Here is a 17,744-nt window from a genome sequence, read left to right on the forward strand (position 1 = left end):
TATGACAGCCGGGTATCGCGGTCGGGTGCCTGTCATGAGATCAGGGCCAGTGCGGCGGTTGCAGCCGAGATCATCTGCTGACCCTTGGCATCGCCGAACATCTTGGTCGCGAAGGCCAGGTACTTGATGTTTGCCCAAACGGTGGCAGTCAGCCGAGCGCGCTGCCAGTCAGGATCGGCGACAGGGTCGTGCCCGGTGAGATCCCGCCAGGTTCTCAGATAGGTCCGAAATCCGGTGCTGTCGGCTCCGCCGATGTTCGGCAGATCCAGCGCCGGCGACCCGATGAAGGAACCGCCCCAGTCGATGATGTGTCCTTGTCCATTCGCCCCGACGAGCACGTTGTTCCGGTGGACATCGCCATGGATCAGCGTGCGGGGCAGTTGTTCCAGCGCCTCGAGAATCGCGTGAGCTTCTCGGAATTCCTTCACTTGTGCGCACAGCTCCTCCGCGACCGGGCGTTCCAGTGCATGGAGGCGCTTCATCGACACGTCGCATTTGGTACGCCACCAATCGGGGTCGACAACCGGAACGCCGCGAGGCACCTGGATGCGCAGATAGTGTGCGTGTATCCGAGCCAGTGTTTCGATCACGTTGCCCGGCAGAGCCGATTCGCTCTTGGCAGGACTGGCAGCGTAGAACTCAGTCAGGATGTAGGGACCATCTGAGTTCTCGCCGGCGTAGATGAGTTCGGGGATCGCGGTCACGTCCGGAACACGCGCCGCCGCAGTCAGTGCAGCCACCTCGGTCGCGGATGTTTGCTTCAGCAGCAGCGTTCGCTCGACGGGTTGGCCGCCGCCGGTCAGTATCACCTGGACTCGGAACGTTGATGCATCGCTGACTCCGCCAGCGACAGGCTCCCGTGCCACGACTTCGATCCCATTGCCGAACAGGGCCGCTGCATCGTCGGTCATGGCGACACAGACTAGGCGATTGGCGGGACGCTCTCGGAGGTGCGACTGCCGTCTACCCGGATCGTTCGAGGCCTCGCAATCACTGGGTGGCACAGCTCGGCAGATTGCGATACTGAGCCCGTGACCACCGAGGACATCAACGCGACCCGTATCTACTACGACCAGCTTGGAGAGCGGGAGTGGACCCGGCTCACGAGTGCTATCGCAGGCCGTGTCAGTTTTGAAGTGCACCGCCGGTTCCTTGCACGGTTTGTCGGGCGAGGAGACCGCGTCCTGGAGATCGGCGCCGGACCCGGACGATTCACGATCGAGCTGGCGGCGCTGGGCGCCCGCGTGGTCGTCAGTGATCTGTCGCCGGTGCAACTTGAGCTGAACAGGTTTCACGTTGCCAGGACGCCTGCAGAGAGCGCGGTCGAAGATCGAGTACTCCTTGATGTGTGTGATGTCAGCCGCTATGCCGACGGCGAGTTCGACGCTGTCGTCGCGTACGGCGGCCCGCTGTCCTACGCGTTCGACGCCGCCGAGGATGCCCTAAATGGGCTGCTTCGGATCACTCGTCCCGGTGGGATGGTCGTTGCCTCGGTCATGTCGACGCTTGGGACGTGGCGCAGCTCGTTACCCGGAGTTCTGGGTGTCGCCCACCGGTTCGGTGAAGAAGTCAACGACAAGGTACTCGCCACTGGAGACATGCGTCATCTGGTAGGGCTTGATCATGTTTGTCGGATGTTTCGAACCCGTCAGGTTGAGGAGTTGATTGATACGGTAGGTGGGGAGTCCGTCGCACTGAGCGCGAGCAACTGGGCGTCAATGAGCGATCCGTCGGCCCTGGAACCTCTTGAGGACGACCCCGAGCGCTGGAGGCATTTCCTTGACAACGAAGTCGCTGCCTGTGCGGAACCTGGCGCCACCGACGGTGGCACGCATATCCTCTTTGCGGCAGCGCCGGGTCGCGACGCGTCTGACGGATGATTGACCTGGCTCAATGGCTGGCGATTAGATCCGATGAATGGATTTGTTGCGCACCTTCCCGGGAACGTCCGCTCGATCAACGACGGCCTGCGGCCTGCGGCGGTCGTCAACCTTGTCGCGTGCTAACCGGCTACCCATCTGACGGCTGGGGTGGCGCCGTGACTCAACGGACGAAGTTGAACCAGTGCGCTCCGACATCGAGCGGCTGCGGTGTTCCGGTGAACCGATGCGAGCCGACCGACCACGAAGCGTTGTCCGGAGCAACGAAGGAGACTTCTTCGAATCCAGTTGTTCGGAACCACTCGCGGATCAGAGGTGTTAGGTCGGGCCCCTCGCGATGTCTCGTCCAGATGACATGGGCGCCGGCTCCGCAGAGTTGGGGCAGTGCGGCGATCGTGCCGTGGACGTCCTGGTCGCTGATGTTGCCGAACACACCACACATGAGTACGAGCTCGGCCGGCGCAGCTTCAGCGTAGACGCTGCTGTCGGCTGCATCGGCGCAGCGAACGGTTAGGTGCGCCGGGGACCCTTCGATCGCCTTCCGGGCTCGTTCGGCGAGCCCAGGGTCGTATTCGACGAGGAGTCCTTCGACGCGGCTGGCATCATCGCGGACCGCCAAGGCCCCGAGGAGATCACGGCCGTCGCCTGAACACATGCTGATGACGCGAGCGAAGCCTGTGCCGGACATATCGAGGTAATGATTGATGGCCGTCCGCACTTCTGCCAGCCGTTCCGCCAAGCCCGACCCTGGACGTGTGTACGCCTCGTGCCATTCCACCCAATCTGCGCTCACGAGGAACGATGCTGCCAGATTGGGGTGCCGGTCCGGCCAGCCCTGATAGATGTTGAGGTGTGTCGATGCCTCATGTCGATGAGCCTGGCTGCCACTTCTGTGACGCACTCCGAGGACGGGAGCGCGGTGTGTTCTGCGCTTTCGATGACGGGCAGTTCGCGGTGCTGATGGGCCGGTACCAGCCGACGGGACCGGGCTATGCGCTCGTCGTTCCGTATGCGCACATCCCGGACTTGCACTCACTGTCGCAAAGTGAGTGCGGGCAAGTGCTCCACTTGGTTGCACGGGTGTCGGCGGGTATCACCAGCGCGTTCGACGTGACCGGCACGACGGTCGTTGAGAACAACGGCCGTCCTGGTCAATCCGTGATGCATCTCCATTTCCACGTGGTTCCGCGGTGGGAGGGAGATCGATATCCCAGGCGGACCGAGAAACCCGAGTCCGACCGCGTGTTGGCCGAGCAGTCCGCCCGGTTGGCCGCAGTCCTGGGTTCGTCGACAGGTCGCCCTCGATAGCGCAGCCAGGGTGATCGACCTGTGCGATCAAGCTCCGTGCCGGCCCACTGCGGTACGGCGAGTTCGAGGTGATCAGCTCCTACGAGAGCGACGATGCCGTGATCGTCGAGATGACGCTACGCGACGGCAATGCGGGCGGTTCCGCGGTTACCTGAACCCAGGCATGGTCGGGCAGTGCGATACCGAGTGGCGTCGGGCGGACCGGCCGTGATCGATTGTGCGCTTGTGGATGACGTCCGGGTGGAACAGATCGATCTCGCGGCATCGGATCGGTTGGTGGAGTGGAACGACATCCTCCGCCAGGGGTACGTAGCCGGACGGGAGGCTGTTTGGTGGCGCAGTGCCGAGGCGACGGTTTCCCAGTTTCAGTCGCCAAAGCCCGGCCGGGTTTCGGTCGCGGTGCTGGCAATGGACGGCGGTCGACCCGTCGGCGCTCGACCTGCCGATGAGCGCCGAGCAGCTGACCCGACTTGGCCGCCCATCGGCGAGGGCCGAGATCAAGGGGTGGGTCGGCAGATGTCCGGAGGAGCTGATCGAGGACTGGGCAAGTCTGACACGGCAGATGGACGTCGACGTGCCGATGGGGGATCTGACGCGATCGTCAAAGGTCACAGACGTTTCCGCAGTCCGGCAGAACGAGGAACGGATGCTCGCCCAGGGCTACATCCCGATCAACTGCCTGGCGCAGATCGCCGGGCGGAGCGTCGGCTACACCGAACTGCTGGTATCCAGCCACGATCCCGAGATCGTCAACCAGGACGACACTCTCGTCGATCGAGCACATCGCGGCAACGGCGTTGGACGGGCACTGAAGCTGGCGAACCTTCGACAGCTCCTGGAAGTGCCGCAAGCGAGGCGTTCCCGCTGGGTCCAGACGTACACCGCAAGGGACAACGAACCGATGCTGGCGCTGAATCGCGCGATCGGTTTCCGTGAAGCAGACGTCATGACGGCTTTGGAGGGGCCACTTGCCCGGTAGCAGCGCCGAGCGCGACCTTGGCCTCGGCGAACGGCCTGCGATCGGAGATCAGTTGCTGGGCGTGCTCGTAGACGTCGTCCCATTCGTGGCACAACACGCCGACGATCAGCCCGTCGCCGGCATACACGACGGCCCAACCGGCCGCATTCTCGAGTAGCTCAGCGTGGTCGAAGCCGTCGCCCCAGGCGCTGTACTTCAGGGTGCGGTCACCGATCTCCGACCAGAAACCCGGCGGCTGATCCCAGGCTGCACCCTGGCCGGCAATGGCCCGGCCCGCGATCTCGCCCATAGTCTCCGCTTCGCCCCAGTGCTCGACCCGCAGCGGCCGGCCGGCTGCACGATTGACCGCAGACGCGACATCGCCAGCCGCCCAGATCTGCTGATCGGACGACCGCATGCTCGCGTCGACGGCGATCGCGTCGTCGCGGATGGACAGGCCGGCCTCGCGCGCCAAGGACGCATCGGGTGTGGCGCCACTCGCGCTGACAACAGCGTCGCACCCAAGCGCGCGGCCGTCGGCCAGTGTCACCTGCCACCCGTCGCCGTCGCGCTCGATGCGCGACACCTTCGCGTCGGTCTGCAGGTCGACACCGTCGCTGCGCAACCATTCGGCGACACGGTGGCCTGCGTCCGGCCCGAGCCGTCGCTCGTGGGGGACTGCCTCGGGGGTAAGCATCGTGACCATGGTTCCGGTGCGGGCCAGACTGGCCGCGGCTTCGCAGCCGATGAATCCCGACCCGATGACGACGGCCCTGATGTCTGCACCGCGGAGCCCGCGCAGCCGCTCACCGCTGGCGCGGTCGCGCACGTAGATCACGCCGGGGTGGTCTGCGCCTTCCACGGGAAGTACGGCCGGCCTCGATCCGGTCGCCAACACCAGCTGGTCGTACGCCACCGCGTCCCCCGCCGCGGTGATGACCTGGCGCGCGTCGCGGTCGATCCGGGTCACGCGGGTATCGAGGACCAGACCGACATCGTGCTGCGCGTACCAGTCGGCGTCGACCAGCGGCAGCGTGTCCGCAGCGGACTCGCCGCGCAGATAGTCCTTGGTCAAGGGCGGCCGGTTGTACGGCGGGTACTGGTCCGCGCTGATCATCAACACCGGCGCGCTCCCGCCGGCGTCGCGGTATCCCCGCGCACACGCGAGCCCAGCCGGCCCGCCGCCGACAATCAGCAGACCCACTCGATGTGAACCGGAACCCAGACCGTCGCGGTCGTCGTGCCCAACAGACATGCTGAGGAGGTACCCAGGTCGGTCGGCTCAAGCAGATGAATCCGCAGTCGACCCGCTGACATCGGGATAGACGGGGCCGCTGCGTAGACTCCCGGGCGTGGTGGACGAGGGGCTGACGGCCGAGCAAGTGCTGCAGCGAGTCTTCGGCTACGACAGCTTCCGCGGCAGCCAGGCCGAGATCACCCGGCAGCTGATCGACGGCGGCGACGCTCTGGTGCTGATGCCGACCGGTGGCGGCAAATCGCTGTGCTACCAGATCCCCGCACTCGTACGACCCGGGACCGGCATCGTGATCTCCCCGCTGATCGCGTTGATGCAGGACCAGGTCGACGCTCTGCTGGCTCTCGGCGTACGCGCCGGGTTCCTCAATTCCAGCCAGGACTACCAGGCCCGGCAGGAGACCGAGCAGGCACTGCTCGCCGGTGATCTTGACCTTCTGTATCTGGCACCCGAACGACTCCGGCTGCCGGCCACCATCGAACTGCTCGACCGGGTCAGCGCCCGGACCGGGATCGCCCTGTTCGCGATCGACGAAGCACACTGTGTTTCCCAATGGGGACATGACTTCAGGCCCGACTACCTCGAGCTGTCGGCACTGCACCAGCGCTGGCCGGACGTGCCGCGGATCGCGCTGACCGCAACCGCGACCAAGGCAACCCGGGACGAGATCGTCCAGCGACTTGATCTTGGCAACGCCGCACAATTCGTGTCCAGCTTCGACCGGCCCAACATCACCTATCGGATCGTCGCCAAGGACAACCCGCGCCGGCAGCTGCTCGACCTGATCAGGACCGAGCACTCCGACGACGCGGGGATCGTCTACTGCCTGAGCCGGGCATCGGTCGAGGACACCGCGGACTTCCTTTCCCAGCAGGGAATTCCGGCTCTTCCGTACCACGCCGGCCTCGACCAGCGGACCCGTCGTGATCATCAGGCCCGGTTCCTCCGCGAGGACGGGTTGATCATGGTCGCCACCATCGCCTTCGGGATGGGCATCGATAAACCGGACGTACGCTTCGTCGCCCACCTCGACCTGCCCAAGTCGGTCGAGGGCTACTACCAGGAGACCGGCCGGGCAGGCCGCGACGGTCAGCCCGCCACCGCTTGGCTGAGCTACGGACTGCAGGACGTCGTCCAGCAGCGGCGGTTGATCAACAACGGCGACGGGGACATCAACTACAAGCGCCAGCAGACCGCCCATCTGGACGCGATGCTGGCGCTCTGCGAAACCGTGCAGTGCCGACGCCGGCAACTGCTGGACTACTTCGGCCAGAGTGCCGACGACTGCGGCAACTGCGACACCTGCCTGCAGCCGGCCCAGTCCTGGGACGGCACCGTCGCGGCTCAGAAGGTGCTGTCGACCGTCTACCGGCTGCACACCGAACGCCGCCAGCACTTCGGTGCCGGGCACATCATCGACATCCTGACCGGCAGCGCGACGGCGAAGATCGAACAGTTCCGGCACCAGCAGCTGAGCGTGTTCGGGGTGGGGGCTGATCTCGACCCGGTGGCCTGGCGGGCGGTGATCCGGCAACTGCTCGCCCAGGGATACCTGGCGGTCGAATCCGATCACGGCACTCTGGGGCTGACCGACAAGAGCCGGGATGTGCTGTTCGAGCACGCCGAGGTCCGGCTGCGCCGCGACCCCGAGCGCAGGAAGCCGGTCCGGACCAAGACCGCCAAGCAGGTTGTCGAGCTGCCCGCCGAGGCGATGCCGATCTTCGAGCGGCTCCGCGACTGGCGCGCCGCGACGGCCAAGCAACAGGGGATTCCGGCCTACGTGATCTTCCACGACGCGACGCTGCGCGACATCGCCACCCGGCGGCCGCAGGATCTGGCCGGACTGGCGGGAATCAGTGGTGTCGGTGAGGCGAAGCTGGAGCGGTACGGGGAGCAGCTACTTGCCGTGCTGGGCGAGAATCGCTAACAACGTGCTTGCGGATCTCCAGGCCGGCGGCTGGGATGCCCTTTCGGGTATTCCGCGACGACGTTCTTAGCGGTGTGCTGCTGTCAGTCCTCGTCGTCCCCGCCGCCGGGCAGGCCGTCCCAGATCTCCTTGCAGTCCGGGCAGATCGGGAACTTCTCCGGATCCCGGCTGGGCACCCACACCTTGCCGCACAGGGCGACCACCGGCGTGCCCATCACCATCGCCTCGGTCAGCTTGTCCTTGGGCACGAAGTGACTGAACCGCTCGGCGTCGCCCTCGTCATAGCGATACTCGGATTCGGTGCGCTCATCGACGATGGTCTCCGAACCGGGGCTCAACTGCTGGCTCATGCGCCCATCCTATGTCGGCCCTCGTCAGAAGGCCGGTGCTATTCCACAGGTCCTGTTCCACGGCCGTTCCGTCGAACCTGCCTGCGGGATTCCCGTTTGACCTCAACCTGGGATGAGGTGATGGACTGTCCCGGTGACCAGCCCAACGACGGATCCGGCGACCGTGGACAGACCAGAACCGCCCGCGGTGAGCAAGAGGGCGTTGGCGGTCGGTCTGTGTGCGGTGATCGTCGGGATCGCCTTCGAGGCTGCTGCGGTCGCAACCGCGATGCCGGTCGCGGCACGCCAACTGCACGGACTGGGTAGCTATGCGTGGGCGTATTCGCTCTTCACCATCGGCATGCTGTTCTCGACGGTGGTCGGTGGCCGGATCAGCGACCGGATCGGCCCGGTCCGGCCGCTGCTGCTGGGCATGGCAATCTTCGGCGGCGGACTGGTGATCGGCGGCACCTCGGTCAGCTGGCCGATGCTGATCGGCGGCCGGCTGGTCCAGGGGCTCGGCGGCGGCATGCTCAACACCGCTTCGTACGTGCTGATCGCGCGGGTGTTCCGCCCGGAGCAACGGCCGCGGATGTTCACCTACATCTCGATGGCCTGGGTGCTGCCGGGCATCGCCGGGCCGGCTGCCGCGGCCTGGATCACCCGGAGCCTCGGCTGGCACTGGGCCTTCTTCGCGGTGCTGCCGGTGCTCGGCTTCGGCGGCCTGCTGGTGGCACCGACGCTGCGGATACTGGCGCGGTCTCCGCGCCCGGAACCGACGCCCGCCGACGCCGACGACCACAGCAGCCCGGCACCGATCTGGGCCGCCGCGATCGCCGCACTGTCGGCGGTGGCGATCCAGTACGCCGGCCAGCGGCTCGACCTGATCGGGATCATCCCCGCCCTGGCCGGGATCGCCGGTCTGGGCTTCAGCCTGCCTCGATTGATGCCGCCCCGTTTCATGCGGCTGGCCCGCGGGCTGCCGGCGGTGGTCCTGACCCGGATGCTGCTGCCCGGCGCCTTCTTCGGTTCGGAGGCATTCATCCCGCTGATGCTGGTCGTGGAGCGTCATCTGGCGCTGACCCTGGCGGGTTCCGCGCTGACCATCGGCTCGATCGGCTGGTTCGGCGGCGCCTGGATGCAGTCGCAGCGCTGGATGACCCTGCAGCGGAACCGGATGATCATCCTCGGCACCAGCTGCGTGGCCGTCGGCGTGGCGCTGATGGCGCTGGTCGCGTGGGTGCCGGCCATCTGGGTCGGTCTGGTCGTGCTGGCCTGGATCATCGCCGCCTTCGGGATGGGCGTGGCCACCGCAACCTCGACAGTGGCCACCATGGCCTTCTCATCCGATGCCCAGCAGGGTCGTAACGCCTCCTCGCTCAATCTGGGCGATGCGCTCGGTTCCGGTCTCTTCGTCGGCATCTCCGGTTCGGTGTTCACCGCACTCCGCGGCCACGGTGCGCTGTCGGGAACCTTCGGCGCCGCGTTTCTGGTGATGGCCGTGGTGGCGCTGCTGAGCGTTGCCGCGTCGACCCGGATCGGTCGGGTCCCGCACAGCTGACCCTGCGGTGAGTCGGGTTCGGATCTGTGGGCGGGCTGATCTAAAGTCTTGACGCGTGACAGCCCAGCCCGGATCTTCTGACATCTTCACCGGGCCAGGGCAGGGTCCCGACTTCACCGCGACCGGGTTGCCGCCGGCCTTCCCGGACCGAGCCGCCTGGGGGACCGCTCGTCAGCTTCGGGCCTGGCAGTCCGCAGCCCTGGAGCAGTATTTCGCCGGCAATCCGAAGGACTTTCTCGCGGTCGCGACGCCGGGCGCCGGCAAGACCTCCTTCGCGCTCACCCTGGCCGCCAACCTGTTCAGCCGCCGGGTGATCGACCGGGTGGTCGTGGTGGCACCGACCGAGCACCTCAAGACCCAGTGGGCCGAGGCCGCCGACAAGATCAACATCCCGATCGACCCGAATTTCGGCAGCAAGCAGGGCAAGACCAGCAAGGACTTCAAGGGCATCGCGCTGACCTACGCCGGCGTGGCCACCAACCCCCTCGCGCTGCGGATCCGGGTCGAGGGTTTCAAGACCCTGGTGATCCTGGATGAGGTGCACCATGCCGGGGACTCGATGGGCTGGGGCGAGGCCGTACGAGAGGCGTTCGAGCCCGCGACCCGCCGGCTGGCCCTGACCGGTACGCCGTTCCGCTCCGACGCCAATCCGATCCCGTTCGTCCGCTACGAACCGGACGGCAGCGGCGCGTTGCGCTCGGTCGCCGACTACTCGTACGGCTACGGCCCGGCCCTGGAGGACGGCATCGTCCGGCCGGTGCTCTTCATGGCCTACTCCGGTGACATGCACTGGCGGACCAAGGCCGGCGACGAGGTCGCCGCCCGGCTCGGCGAGCCCCTGACCAAGGACCTGACCAACCAGGCGCTGCGGACCGCGCTCGACCCATCCGGGTCCTGGATCCCGGCCGTCCTGACCGCAGCCGACCATCGGCTGACCGAGGTCCGCCAGCACGTCCCCGATGCGGGCGGCCTGGTGATCGCCAGCGACCAGACCCACGCCAGGGCGTACGCCGACATCCTCAAGTCGATCACCGGCAAGAAGCCGGTGCTGGTGCTCAGCGACGAGGCCCAGTCCGGGCGCAAGATCAGCAAGTTCGCCGCCGGTGACGACCGCTGGATGGTCGCGGTCCGGATGGTCTCCGAGGGTGTCGACGTGCCCCGGCTGGCGGTCGGGGTGTACGCAACCATGACCGCGACGCCGCTGTTCTTCGCCCAGGCCGTCGGACGATTCGTCCGGGCCCGGGCCAAAGGCGAGACTGCCTCGGTGTTCCTGCCCAGCGCGCCCCATCTGTTGCGCTACGCCGCCGAGATGGAGGTGGAGCGGGATCACGCGCTCAAGCCGCGGTCGGAGGACGAGTCGCAGCTGCTGGTCGATGCCGAGCAGACCGAGAGCGAGCCGGATGCCGACCTCGACGGCGAGCACTCCTTCGCCGCGCTGGCCAGCGATGCCGACTTCGACCGGGTGGTGTTCGACGGCGGCGAATTCGGGCTCGGTGCCTACTCCGGTAGCGAGGACGAGTTGGACTACCTGGGCATCCCGGGCCTGCTGGAGCCCGACCAGGTCAAGGACCTGTTGCGCCAGCACCAGGCCAAGCAGGTCGCGCGCGGCGGCGCTGAACCTCCGGAGTCCTACAGCACGCACCGGCGGCTGCGGGAGCTGCGCAAGGAGCTCAACGGGCTGGTCGCCGCGTGGCACCACCGGACCGGCAAGCCGCACGGCGTGATCCACGCCGTCCTGGTCAGCGAGTGCGGGGGACCGCCGAGCGCGGTGGCCAGCGAGGACCAGCTGCAGGAACGGATCGATGCGGTCCGGCAGTGGGCGACCTCAGGAGCCTGACCGGCTCACGGTTTCGATCGCGTGGCGGACCGGCGCAGGAAGGTCCGCCAATGATCATCTCCGTCATCGATCGTGCCACCCACCTCGGTGCCGTCCAGAACGTCGCCGGTGGCGTTCTTGGTCTGGCGGTTCCACTGTCCGGTGATCGGGACCGGCGTCTGCCACAGATGGGTAAGGATCGCCTGGACCGCCTGCACCTGGCTGACCGAGTCGGTGTCGAAGCTGGACAATCCGCTGCCGGAACGGCCGTTGTCGATGTGGATGTGGTTGTGGTGGTCGGCGTTGTAGAGGTGGGTCAGCACATATTCGAAGTGCAGGTGCAGGCTCGCCGCCAGCGCCCAGTAACGGGTGCGGAAATGGGTCAGCCGGGTGCCGGTGTAGGTGCTCCAGATGTCATAGCGGCAGGACACCTGGACCGCCCCCTCGCTGACCAGCCGGGACAGGTCGAAGGCCCGCCCGGCGTCGTGCCAGGAGTCGCACTGGGGATGGCCGTCCAGCCAGGAGCCGTACGTCCAGACCTGGTCGGGCCGACTGGTGCCGCTGAGCGTGAGGTAGTCCTCCAGCCAGGTCCCGAGCTGGCCGTAGAAACCTCGGTCGAACCGGAAACTCGTCGGCTGCTGATCGGGGTCGTAGACGAAGGTCGCGTTCTTCAGGCTGTTGTGCCGGGCGAGCTTGAGCTGGGATGTGCAGTACGGCTCCGGTTCGGGTCCGCGGTCGGAGCCCGAACAGCCGGCCACTCCGGCGGCCACTGTTGCGGCCAGTCCGCCGGCTCCCAGGCCCAGGAGCGCGCGTCGGGTCACCGGCATGCCCCGAGCATAGGTGGCCGGCCGGAGCTATCCGAACGATCCGGATCTATCTCGATCTGTCCCGACCTACGCGGATCTACCAGCGGTCGGCGTCGCGGCCGGCCAGGTCCTGGATGATCTCCGAGCTGCCGTCCGGCCGTCCGACCACGACGCCATCGGCGATGCCGACGAAGAACCCGTTCTCCACCACGCCAGGGATCTGGTTGAGCAGCACGGTCAACTCGGCCTGGTTGGTGACCGTACCGAGCGTGACGTCGAGGATGTAGTTGCCGCTGTCGGTGATCACCAGGTCGTCGCTGCGGTTGCGCAGTACCGGATCCGGATTCTCGTACCCGTGGTCGGCCAGCAGCTCGACGATCTGCTTCCGGCTGCTCCGCCACCCGAAGGGCAGCACCTCGATCGGCAGCGGGAAGGTGCCGAGATGATCGGCGAGTTTGGTGTCGTCGGCGACGATCATCACCCGACGGGATGCCTTGGCCACCACCTTCTCCCAGAGCAGGCAAGCGCCACCGCCCTTGATCATCGATCCGTCGGGCGCCATCTGGTCCGTCCCGTCGATGGTCAGGTCGAGCTCGACGAGATCGTTGAGATCGGCCAGCGGGACGCCCAGCTCACCCGCCAGGTCGTAGGTCTGCGTCGAAGTCGGCACGCCGACGATGTCGAGGCCGTCACGAACCCGCTCGGCGAGTGCCCGGACGAAGGCGTGTGCGGTGCTCCCGGAACCGAGGCCGAGCTTCATGCCGTTCTGGCACAGGTCGGTCGCAGCACGGATGCCGGCGCTGGCCTTGGCCAGGTCCTGGCCGCTGAGACCGGCCGTCAGCCGGGATGGGAGGGATCCGGAATCGGTCATCGGGCTGCTCCTGGTGTGGTGACGGGTGACCGTATCATCGCCGGAATCCGGGCGATGATCGAGGTGATGATCGAGGTGATGATCGAGCCGTGCGGGCGACCCCGTCAACTGCCTGACAGCCCGGCTTGTTAACCTCCGGTCCATGGTTGAGCGATCGAATACTTCGGCTGGCAGCGACGGGCAGGAGCGGATCGCCCACCAGGCCCGACGCCTCCAGCAGTTGCTCCGCCGGACCGGGGACGCGGCGCTCCAGGCGAGTGGACTGACCCTGGCGCAGCACACCGTGATGCGGGTGATCGCGGATTCCCCGGACGCCTCCTCGGCTGAGATCGCCCGGCAATGCAACGTCAGCCGACAGTCCCTGCAGGACCTGATCCGGATTCTCCGCGACCACGGCCTGGTCCGGGTGGCCGAGCAGCCGGTCAGCGGCCGGTCGCTGCCGATCCGGATCACTCCCGAGGGCCGCCGGGTGCTCCGCAAGGCCGATCGAGCGATCAGCCGGGTCGAGGACCGGATGGTGGCAGGCATCCCGGCCCGCGACGTCGAGCGGGTCGCGGCACTGCTGGACCGGTGCGCGGAGAACCTCGAGGCGCTCTGATCCGAGGGGTGCGCCGGCGACGGAAGTTAGGCTTGGAACTGTGAGCGACATACCGATCGGATCCCCGCCCGTACCTCCGGGCCGGCATGCCGCGCCACAGGGTTGGTATCCCGATCCGGTCGACCAGCGCCGCGAGCGCTATTGGGACGGCTGGTCGTGGTCGCGGAACACCCGCGAGTCCAGCCAGCCGTATTTTCCGCAGGACCAGTTCCCGCAGTTCCCGTCCCACCGGCCGCAGCACGGCCAGCAGCACGGCCATGGCGGGGGCCAGCAGGGGCCGGATCGGCCCGGCGGCTTCCAGCAGCCGCCCTACCGGCCGTATCCATCTGGCCGGGAACCGCAGGCGAGTCATCAGACTGCGCCGGCAGTGACCGCGGACGGTGTGCCGATCGCCGGCTGGGGCTGGCGATTTCTGGCCGGGATCCTGGATCTGATCGTCGTCTTCGTCGTTGCCGACATCGTCAGCATCCCGATCCTGATCAGGATGCTGCAGCCCCTGCGGGAGTATTTCGACGCTGTCGTCGAGGCTGCGCAACGCGGCACCGGGACACCGCCGACGCTCAACCCGACCGATCTGCTGTCCAGTGGCGATCAGATCCTGGTGACTGTCATCACCCTGGTCGTCGGCCTGGGGTATTTCAGCCTCTTCTGGCGATTCAAGGCCGCCACGTTGGCACAACTGCTGTGTGGTTTGAAGATCGTTCCGGTCGACGATGGCCACAACGACCAGTTGTTGTCCTGGCAGGTCGTGGTCGTCAGAGCCCTGACCTGGTGGGTGCCGATCGCAGTCAGCAATGTGTTGTTGATCTTCGCGGCGATCAACGTGCTGTTTCCGCTCAGCAACGTGAAACGGCAGGCGATCCACGATCTTGCTGCCCGGACGCAGGTCGTCAAGATCAAGTGAGCAGACCCGACCGGGTCAAGCCGGCTGTGATGCCCGCCAGGTCCCGCGTTCGCACCGAGCGCAACCGGCGGCGTACGCGACCGGCCCGGTCTACCGGCCAGTCCTTGATCGCCTGCAGCTGTTGATCATGGTCGGCGCCGCCGAGCAGCTTCGTCGCGGCTTCGATCTCCGGTCCGTCGATCAGCAGGTCGACCGCTGCTGCCAGGCCGACCAGATCCGCGATGGTATCGACACCGTCGACCACGAATCCCAGGTCCGCCTCGACGAAGGCACTCAGCCGAGTGGCGAGCCCTTCGTCGCTGATCCGGCCGGCGACCGCGACCAGCTCCTCGGCCTCGGCCGCTTCGACCGCCTGCTGCCAGCCGTAACCGTCCGGGATCCCGACCAGCAGCGTGACGCCGGGATCCAGTTCGCGGGCCGCGGCCGCGATCCGGGCGATATTGCCGACCAGGTCACCGGGGTCGCGTAGCGAGCTCTGGACCGCCGCCACTCTGCAGGAGTTCACCGTGCGCCGGGCCAGCGCCGGGATGCCGCCGGCGCCGGTGCTGTTGATCACCGTCACGGGCGTCTCCCGATCGAGCCGGCGATCCAGCGTCGCCAGCTGCTGGTCCTCGACCACCACAGTGTTCACCAGAGTGGTGTCGGTGAGGGCGGTGTCGGTGAGGGCGGCACCGGGATCGGTCAGATCGAAGAAGTGGTCGAAGAGCGTCATCGGTGGTCAGAGTAGTCGTCTACCGTGGCCGTATGGGTGACTGGACACAGGCGGAGGCGGAGCGGCAGCTCGCACGGGTCCGGCAGGCCTGCCTGGGACTGCCCGAGGCGACAGAGGGGCTCAGCCACGGCAGCCCGACGTTCTACATCCGGGGCAAGAAGGTGTTCGTCTACTTCTGGGACGATCATCATTCCGACGGCCGGTTGTGCATCTGGTGCGCCGCACCCGAGGGCGTCCAACAGGAGATGATCGGGACCGAACCGGAGCGGTACTTTCGTCCGCCCTATGTCGGCCACCGTGGCTGGCTCGGGGTGCAGCTTCCCGAGGTCGGCGACGATGAGCTCGCTGCGATCGCAGTGGAGGCCTACCGTTGCGTCGCGCCCGCGACCTTGATCAAACAGCTGGATTGATCACGAAGCCGGAGGGACTGGCAGGGAACCGCTGACCTCGACTCCGGCGCGCTCCCAGGAGTCGTAGGTCTGCTGGATCCGGTCCGGCGCCACGGCGGCGGTGTAGTCCAGCCGCACGGTGGTGGCGAATCCGTCCGCGGCAGCGTCGCGAGCCGTTGCGGCCACGCAGTAGTCGGTCGCGATGCCGACCACGTCCACGTGATCAACTCCGGCTCGAGTCAGGAAGTCTTCCAGCGTACGGCCCTTGGCGTCCTTGCCTTCGAAGCCCGAGTAGGCCGCCTGGTATTCGCCCTTGTCGAAGATCGCGGCGAAATCACGGAAGGTCAGTTGATCATGGAATTCGACCCCGTCGGTGCCGACCACGCAATGCGGCGGCCAGCTGTCGACGTAGTCCGGGTCGGAGGAGAAGTGGCTGCCGGGGTCGATGTGATGATCACGGGTGGCCACCACCACGTCGTAGGGATGATCGGCCGCGAGCAGCTCGCTGATCCGTTCCGCGACGGCCGCACCCCCGGCCACCGCCAGCGAGCCTCCCTCGCAGAAGTCCTTCTGCACGTCGACGACGATCAGTGCCGTGGTCATGATCAACCCCCTGATGAGATCAGCCGGCTTCTAGACGAAGACCGTTTCGATCACCGGTTCGCCCCGGGACATCTTCAACGCGTCCAGCGGCAGCTCGGCCCGCGCACGGGTATGCCGGTCGCGCGCGGCGTCCAGTGGTTCCCGGCCGACGATCTCGCCGTCTTTCACCAGCGGGACCAGCAACGGCCGGCCGTGTTCGAGGACGGGATCCTTGTCGATCCCGATCAACTCGGTCTCGGCGACGCCGGCGGCGTCGAACCGTCGCCACGGATACTTGCGGCCACCGACGGTCGCCTTGCCGGTGCTCTTCTTGGCCACATGCACCAGGGGGGCATCCGGCTCGTCGGAGGTGGCGCGGGCGACCATCTTGTAGACGAATCCCGAGGTCGGGTGGCCGGAGCCGGTGACCAGTGCCGTACCGACGCCGTAGCCGTCGACTGGTGCCCCGGCCAGGGCGGCGATCTGCCACTCGTCGAGATCGCTGGTGACGATGATCGTGGTGTCCTTGGCGCCCAGGTCGTCCAGCAGCGTACGGACGTGTTTGGCCAGTACCGGAAGATCGCCGGAGTCCAGCCGTACGGCGCCGATCTTGCCGTCGGTCAGCCGGACCGCGGTCCGGACCGCGGTGTCGACGTCGTAGGTGTCCACCAGCAGGGTGGTGTCGGTGCCCATCGCCTGGATCTGGGCGCGGAAGGCGTCCTCCTCGGAATCGTGCAACAGCGTGAACGCGTGCGCGGCGGTGCCGATGGTCGGCACGCCGTAGCGGCGGCCGGCCTCCAGCGACGAGGTGCCGGAGAAGCCGGCGATGTAGGCAGCCCGGGCGGCCGCCACGGCGGACAACTCCTGGGTCCGGCGGGCGCCCATCTCCAGACAGGGGCGGCCGTCGGCGACCGCGGTCATCCGGGACGCGGCCGAGGCGATCGCCGAGTCGTGGTTGTAGATGCTGAGCATCAGGGTCTCCAGCAAAACCGCCTCGGCGAACGTGCTCTCGACGATCAGCAGCGGAGAGCCGGGGAAGTAGATGTCGCCCTCCGCATAGCCCCAGATCTGGCCGCTGAACCGGAAATCGGCCAGCCAGTCGGCGGTCTGCCGGTCGACGACCCCGCGATCGAGCAGGAACTGCCGGGACTCATCGTCGAAGCGGAAGTGCGACAGCGCCCGCAGGGCCCGGCCAACGCCAGCGACGACGCCGTAGCGGCGACCGTCCGGCAGCCGGCGGCCGAAGAGCTCGAAGGTGCAGCGGCGGTCCGCGGTCCCGGACTGGAGCGCCGCGCGGAGCATCGTCAACTCATAGTGGTCGGTGAGCAGGGCGGTCGTCGGGACCTCACTCGGCCCCCACGGCTCGAGCTCCGGTTGCTGGATATCGGGCTGCTGGACGTGCGCGGCGGTCACGCCGACAGCGTAGCGACCTGTCACCACCGGCAGGGGTTTGTCACAATGGATCCATGTCGGCCACCTCAGATCCCGTTGTGTCGCCCGCGGGCGGGACTGCGATCGAGGACCGCCCGATCGAGGAGTCCTACGACCAGTCACCCTGGGCGACGATCGTCTGGGACGATCCCGTCAACCTGATGTCGTACGTCGCTCACGTCTTCGCCAGCTACTTCCACTATTCCAAGTCCAAGGCCCACCGGCTGATGATGGCTGTCCACACCGAAGGCAAGGCGATCGTCGCCACCGGCAGCCGTGAGGAGATGGAACGCGACGTGACCGCCATGCACGAATTCGGTCTCTGGGCCACACTCGACAAGGCCGAGGGCTAGCCAGTTTGCCCCTGGCGGGGCGCCCGTTCCGGGCTGAAAATGGGGTGTGGTCGCCCTCGGTGAC

19 protein-coding genes are annotated in these 17,744 nt (G+C 67.0%); 10 read left to right on the plus strand and 9 right to left on the minus strand.

The annotated features are described in order from the left end of the window. Positions 1-32: 32 nt before the first annotated feature. Positions 33-911, minus strand: coding sequence for an aminoglycoside phosphotransferase family protein (locus IEY07_RS22485; protein WP_188898128.1), 879 nt, complete (start codon positions 909-911; stop codon positions 33-35). A 120-nt stretch (positions 912-1,031) separates the two neighbouring features. Here IEY07_RS22485 and IEY07_RS22490 point away from each other — a divergent pair, with 120 nt between their 5' ends. Beyond that, complete coding sequence (locus IEY07_RS22490; protein WP_188898130.1) at positions 1,032-1,880, plus strand: class I SAM-dependent methyltransferase; 849 nt, start codon at positions 1,032-1,034, stop codon at positions 1,878-1,880. Positions 1,881-2,043: 163 nt separating this feature from the next. Here the strand turns inward: IEY07_RS22490 and IEY07_RS22495 are convergent, their stop codons facing one another. Beyond that, a complete protein-coding gene (locus tag IEY07_RS22495) occupies positions 2,044-2,619 on the minus strand; it encodes a class I SAM-dependent methyltransferase (RefSeq protein ID WP_229670543.1) in 576 nt (191 codons plus the stop codon). 119 nt (positions 2,620-2,738) lie between these two features. Here IEY07_RS22495 and IEY07_RS24895 point away from each other — a divergent pair, with 119 nt between their 5' ends. Continuing rightward, entirely contained in the window at positions 2,739-3,188 is a 450-nt protein-coding gene (locus tag IEY07_RS24895; RefSeq protein ID WP_373288912.1) for an HIT family protein, read from the plus strand. A gap of 445 nt (positions 3,189-3,633) precedes the next feature. Then, positions 3,634-4,167 (plus strand): GNAT family N-acetyltransferase, encoded by a 534-nt coding sequence (locus tag IEY07_RS22505; RefSeq protein ID WP_229670545.1) that lies wholly within the window; start codon positions 3,634-3,636, stop codon positions 4,165-4,167. Here IEY07_RS22505 and IEY07_RS22510 read toward each other — a convergent pair. Beyond that, positions 4,133-5,350, minus strand: a complete 1,218-nt coding sequence (locus IEY07_RS22510) for an NAD(P)/FAD-dependent oxidoreductase (protein WP_188898136.1) — start codon at positions 5,348-5,350, stop codon at positions 4,133-4,135. The two genes, IEY07_RS22505 and IEY07_RS22510, sit on opposite strands and share 35 nt — an antisense overlap. A gap of 148 nt (positions 5,351-5,498) precedes the next feature. Here IEY07_RS22510 and recQ point away from each other — a divergent pair, with 148 nt between their 5' ends. After that, positions 5,499-7,328: a DNA helicase RecQ gene (gene recQ, locus IEY07_RS22515; RefSeq protein ID WP_188898139.1), complete on the plus strand. Its 1,830-nt coding sequence runs from the start codon at positions 5,499-5,501 to the stop codon at positions 7,326-7,328. 83 nt (positions 7,329-7,411) lie between these two features. Here recQ and IEY07_RS22520 read toward each other — a convergent pair whose 3' ends face one another. After that, on the minus strand, positions 7,412-7,678 hold the full coding sequence (locus IEY07_RS22520; protein ID WP_188898141.1) for a DUF3039 domain-containing protein: 267 nt from the start codon (positions 7,676-7,678) through the stop codon (positions 7,412-7,414). A gap of 163 nt (positions 7,679-7,841) precedes the next feature. Between IEY07_RS22520 and IEY07_RS22525 the strand changes: the two genes are divergently transcribed. Both IEY07_RS22525 and IEY07_RS22530 read left to right on the plus strand, forming a co-directional pair. After that, positions 7,842-9,218, plus strand: a complete 1,377-nt coding sequence (locus tag IEY07_RS22525) for an MFS transporter (protein ID WP_188898143.1) — start codon at positions 7,842-7,844, stop codon at positions 9,216-9,218. Positions 9,219-9,345: 127 nt separating this feature from the next. Further along, positions 9,346-11,055: a DEAD/DEAH box helicase gene (locus IEY07_RS22530; protein ID WP_229670547.1), complete on the plus strand. Its 1,710-nt coding sequence runs from the start codon at positions 9,346-9,348 to the stop codon at positions 11,053-11,055. Positions 11,056-11,060: 5 nt separating this feature from the next. Here IEY07_RS22530 and IEY07_RS22535 read toward each other — a convergent pair whose 3' ends face one another. Beyond that, entirely contained in the window at positions 11,061-11,861 is an 801-nt protein-coding gene (locus tag IEY07_RS22535; protein ID WP_188898145.1) for a hypothetical protein, read from the minus strand. A gap of 76 nt (positions 11,862-11,937) precedes the next feature. Continuing rightward, on the minus strand, positions 11,938-12,711 hold the full coding sequence (gene rpiA / locus IEY07_RS22540) for a ribose-5-phosphate isomerase RpiA (RefSeq protein ID WP_188898147.1): 774 nt from the start codon (positions 12,709-12,711) through the stop codon (positions 11,938-11,940). A gap of 142 nt (positions 12,712-12,853) precedes the next feature. Between rpiA and IEY07_RS22545 the strand changes: the two genes are divergently transcribed. Further along, positions 12,854-13,309 carry a MarR family winged helix-turn-helix transcriptional regulator gene (locus IEY07_RS22545; protein ID WP_188898149.1) on the plus strand — a complete coding sequence of 152 codons (456 nt, stop codon included), beginning with the start codon at positions 12,854-12,856 and terminating at the stop codon, positions 13,307-13,309. Between the two features lie 40 nt (positions 13,310-13,349). Further along, positions 13,350-14,213, plus strand: coding sequence for an RDD family protein (locus IEY07_RS22550; RefSeq protein ID WP_188898151.1), 864 nt, complete (start codon positions 13,350-13,352; stop codon positions 14,211-14,213). On the opposite strand, the gene IEY07_RS22555 is transcribed toward IEY07_RS22550, so the two are convergent. Then, positions 14,206-14,925, minus strand: a complete 720-nt coding sequence (locus IEY07_RS22555; protein ID WP_188898154.1) for a hypothetical protein — start codon at positions 14,923-14,925, stop codon at positions 14,206-14,208. The genes IEY07_RS22550 and IEY07_RS22555 overlap by 8 nt on opposite strands. A 32-nt stretch (positions 14,926-14,957) precedes the next feature. Between IEY07_RS22555 and IEY07_RS22560 the strand changes: the two genes are divergently transcribed. Continuing rightward, positions 14,958-15,335 (plus strand): MmcQ/YjbR family DNA-binding protein, encoded by a 378-nt coding sequence (locus IEY07_RS22560; protein ID WP_188898156.1) that lies wholly within the window; start codon positions 14,958-14,960, stop codon positions 15,333-15,335. Here the strand turns inward: IEY07_RS22560 and IEY07_RS22565 are convergent, their stop codons facing one another. Together IEY07_RS22565 and IEY07_RS22570 are read right to left on the minus strand one after the other, a co-directional pair. Further along, positions 15,336-15,917, minus strand: a complete 582-nt coding sequence (locus IEY07_RS22565) for an isochorismatase family protein (protein ID WP_188898157.1) — start codon at positions 15,915-15,917, stop codon at positions 15,336-15,338. A 30-nt stretch (positions 15,918-15,947) separates the two neighbouring features. After that, the gene (locus IEY07_RS22570) at positions 15,948-17,198 is read right to left on the minus strand and encodes a nicotinate phosphoribosyltransferase (RefSeq protein WP_188898174.1); all 1,251 of its coding nucleotides are present in this window, start codon (positions 17,196-17,198) and stop codon (positions 15,948-15,950) included. A gap of 164 nt (positions 17,199-17,362) precedes the next feature. On the opposite strand from IEY07_RS22570, the gene clpS reads away from it, so the two are divergent. Then, complete coding sequence (gene clpS / locus IEY07_RS22575) at positions 17,363-17,680, plus strand: ATP-dependent Clp protease adapter ClpS (RefSeq protein WP_188898159.1); 318 nt, start codon at positions 17,363-17,365, stop codon at positions 17,678-17,680. Positions 17,681-17,744: the final 64 nt, after the last annotated feature.

Source organism: Microlunatus endophyticus, from assembly GCF_014646195.1.
Taxonomy (GTDB): domain Bacteria; phylum Actinomycetota; class Actinomycetes; order Propionibacteriales; family Propionibacteriaceae; genus Microlunatus; species Microlunatus endophyticus.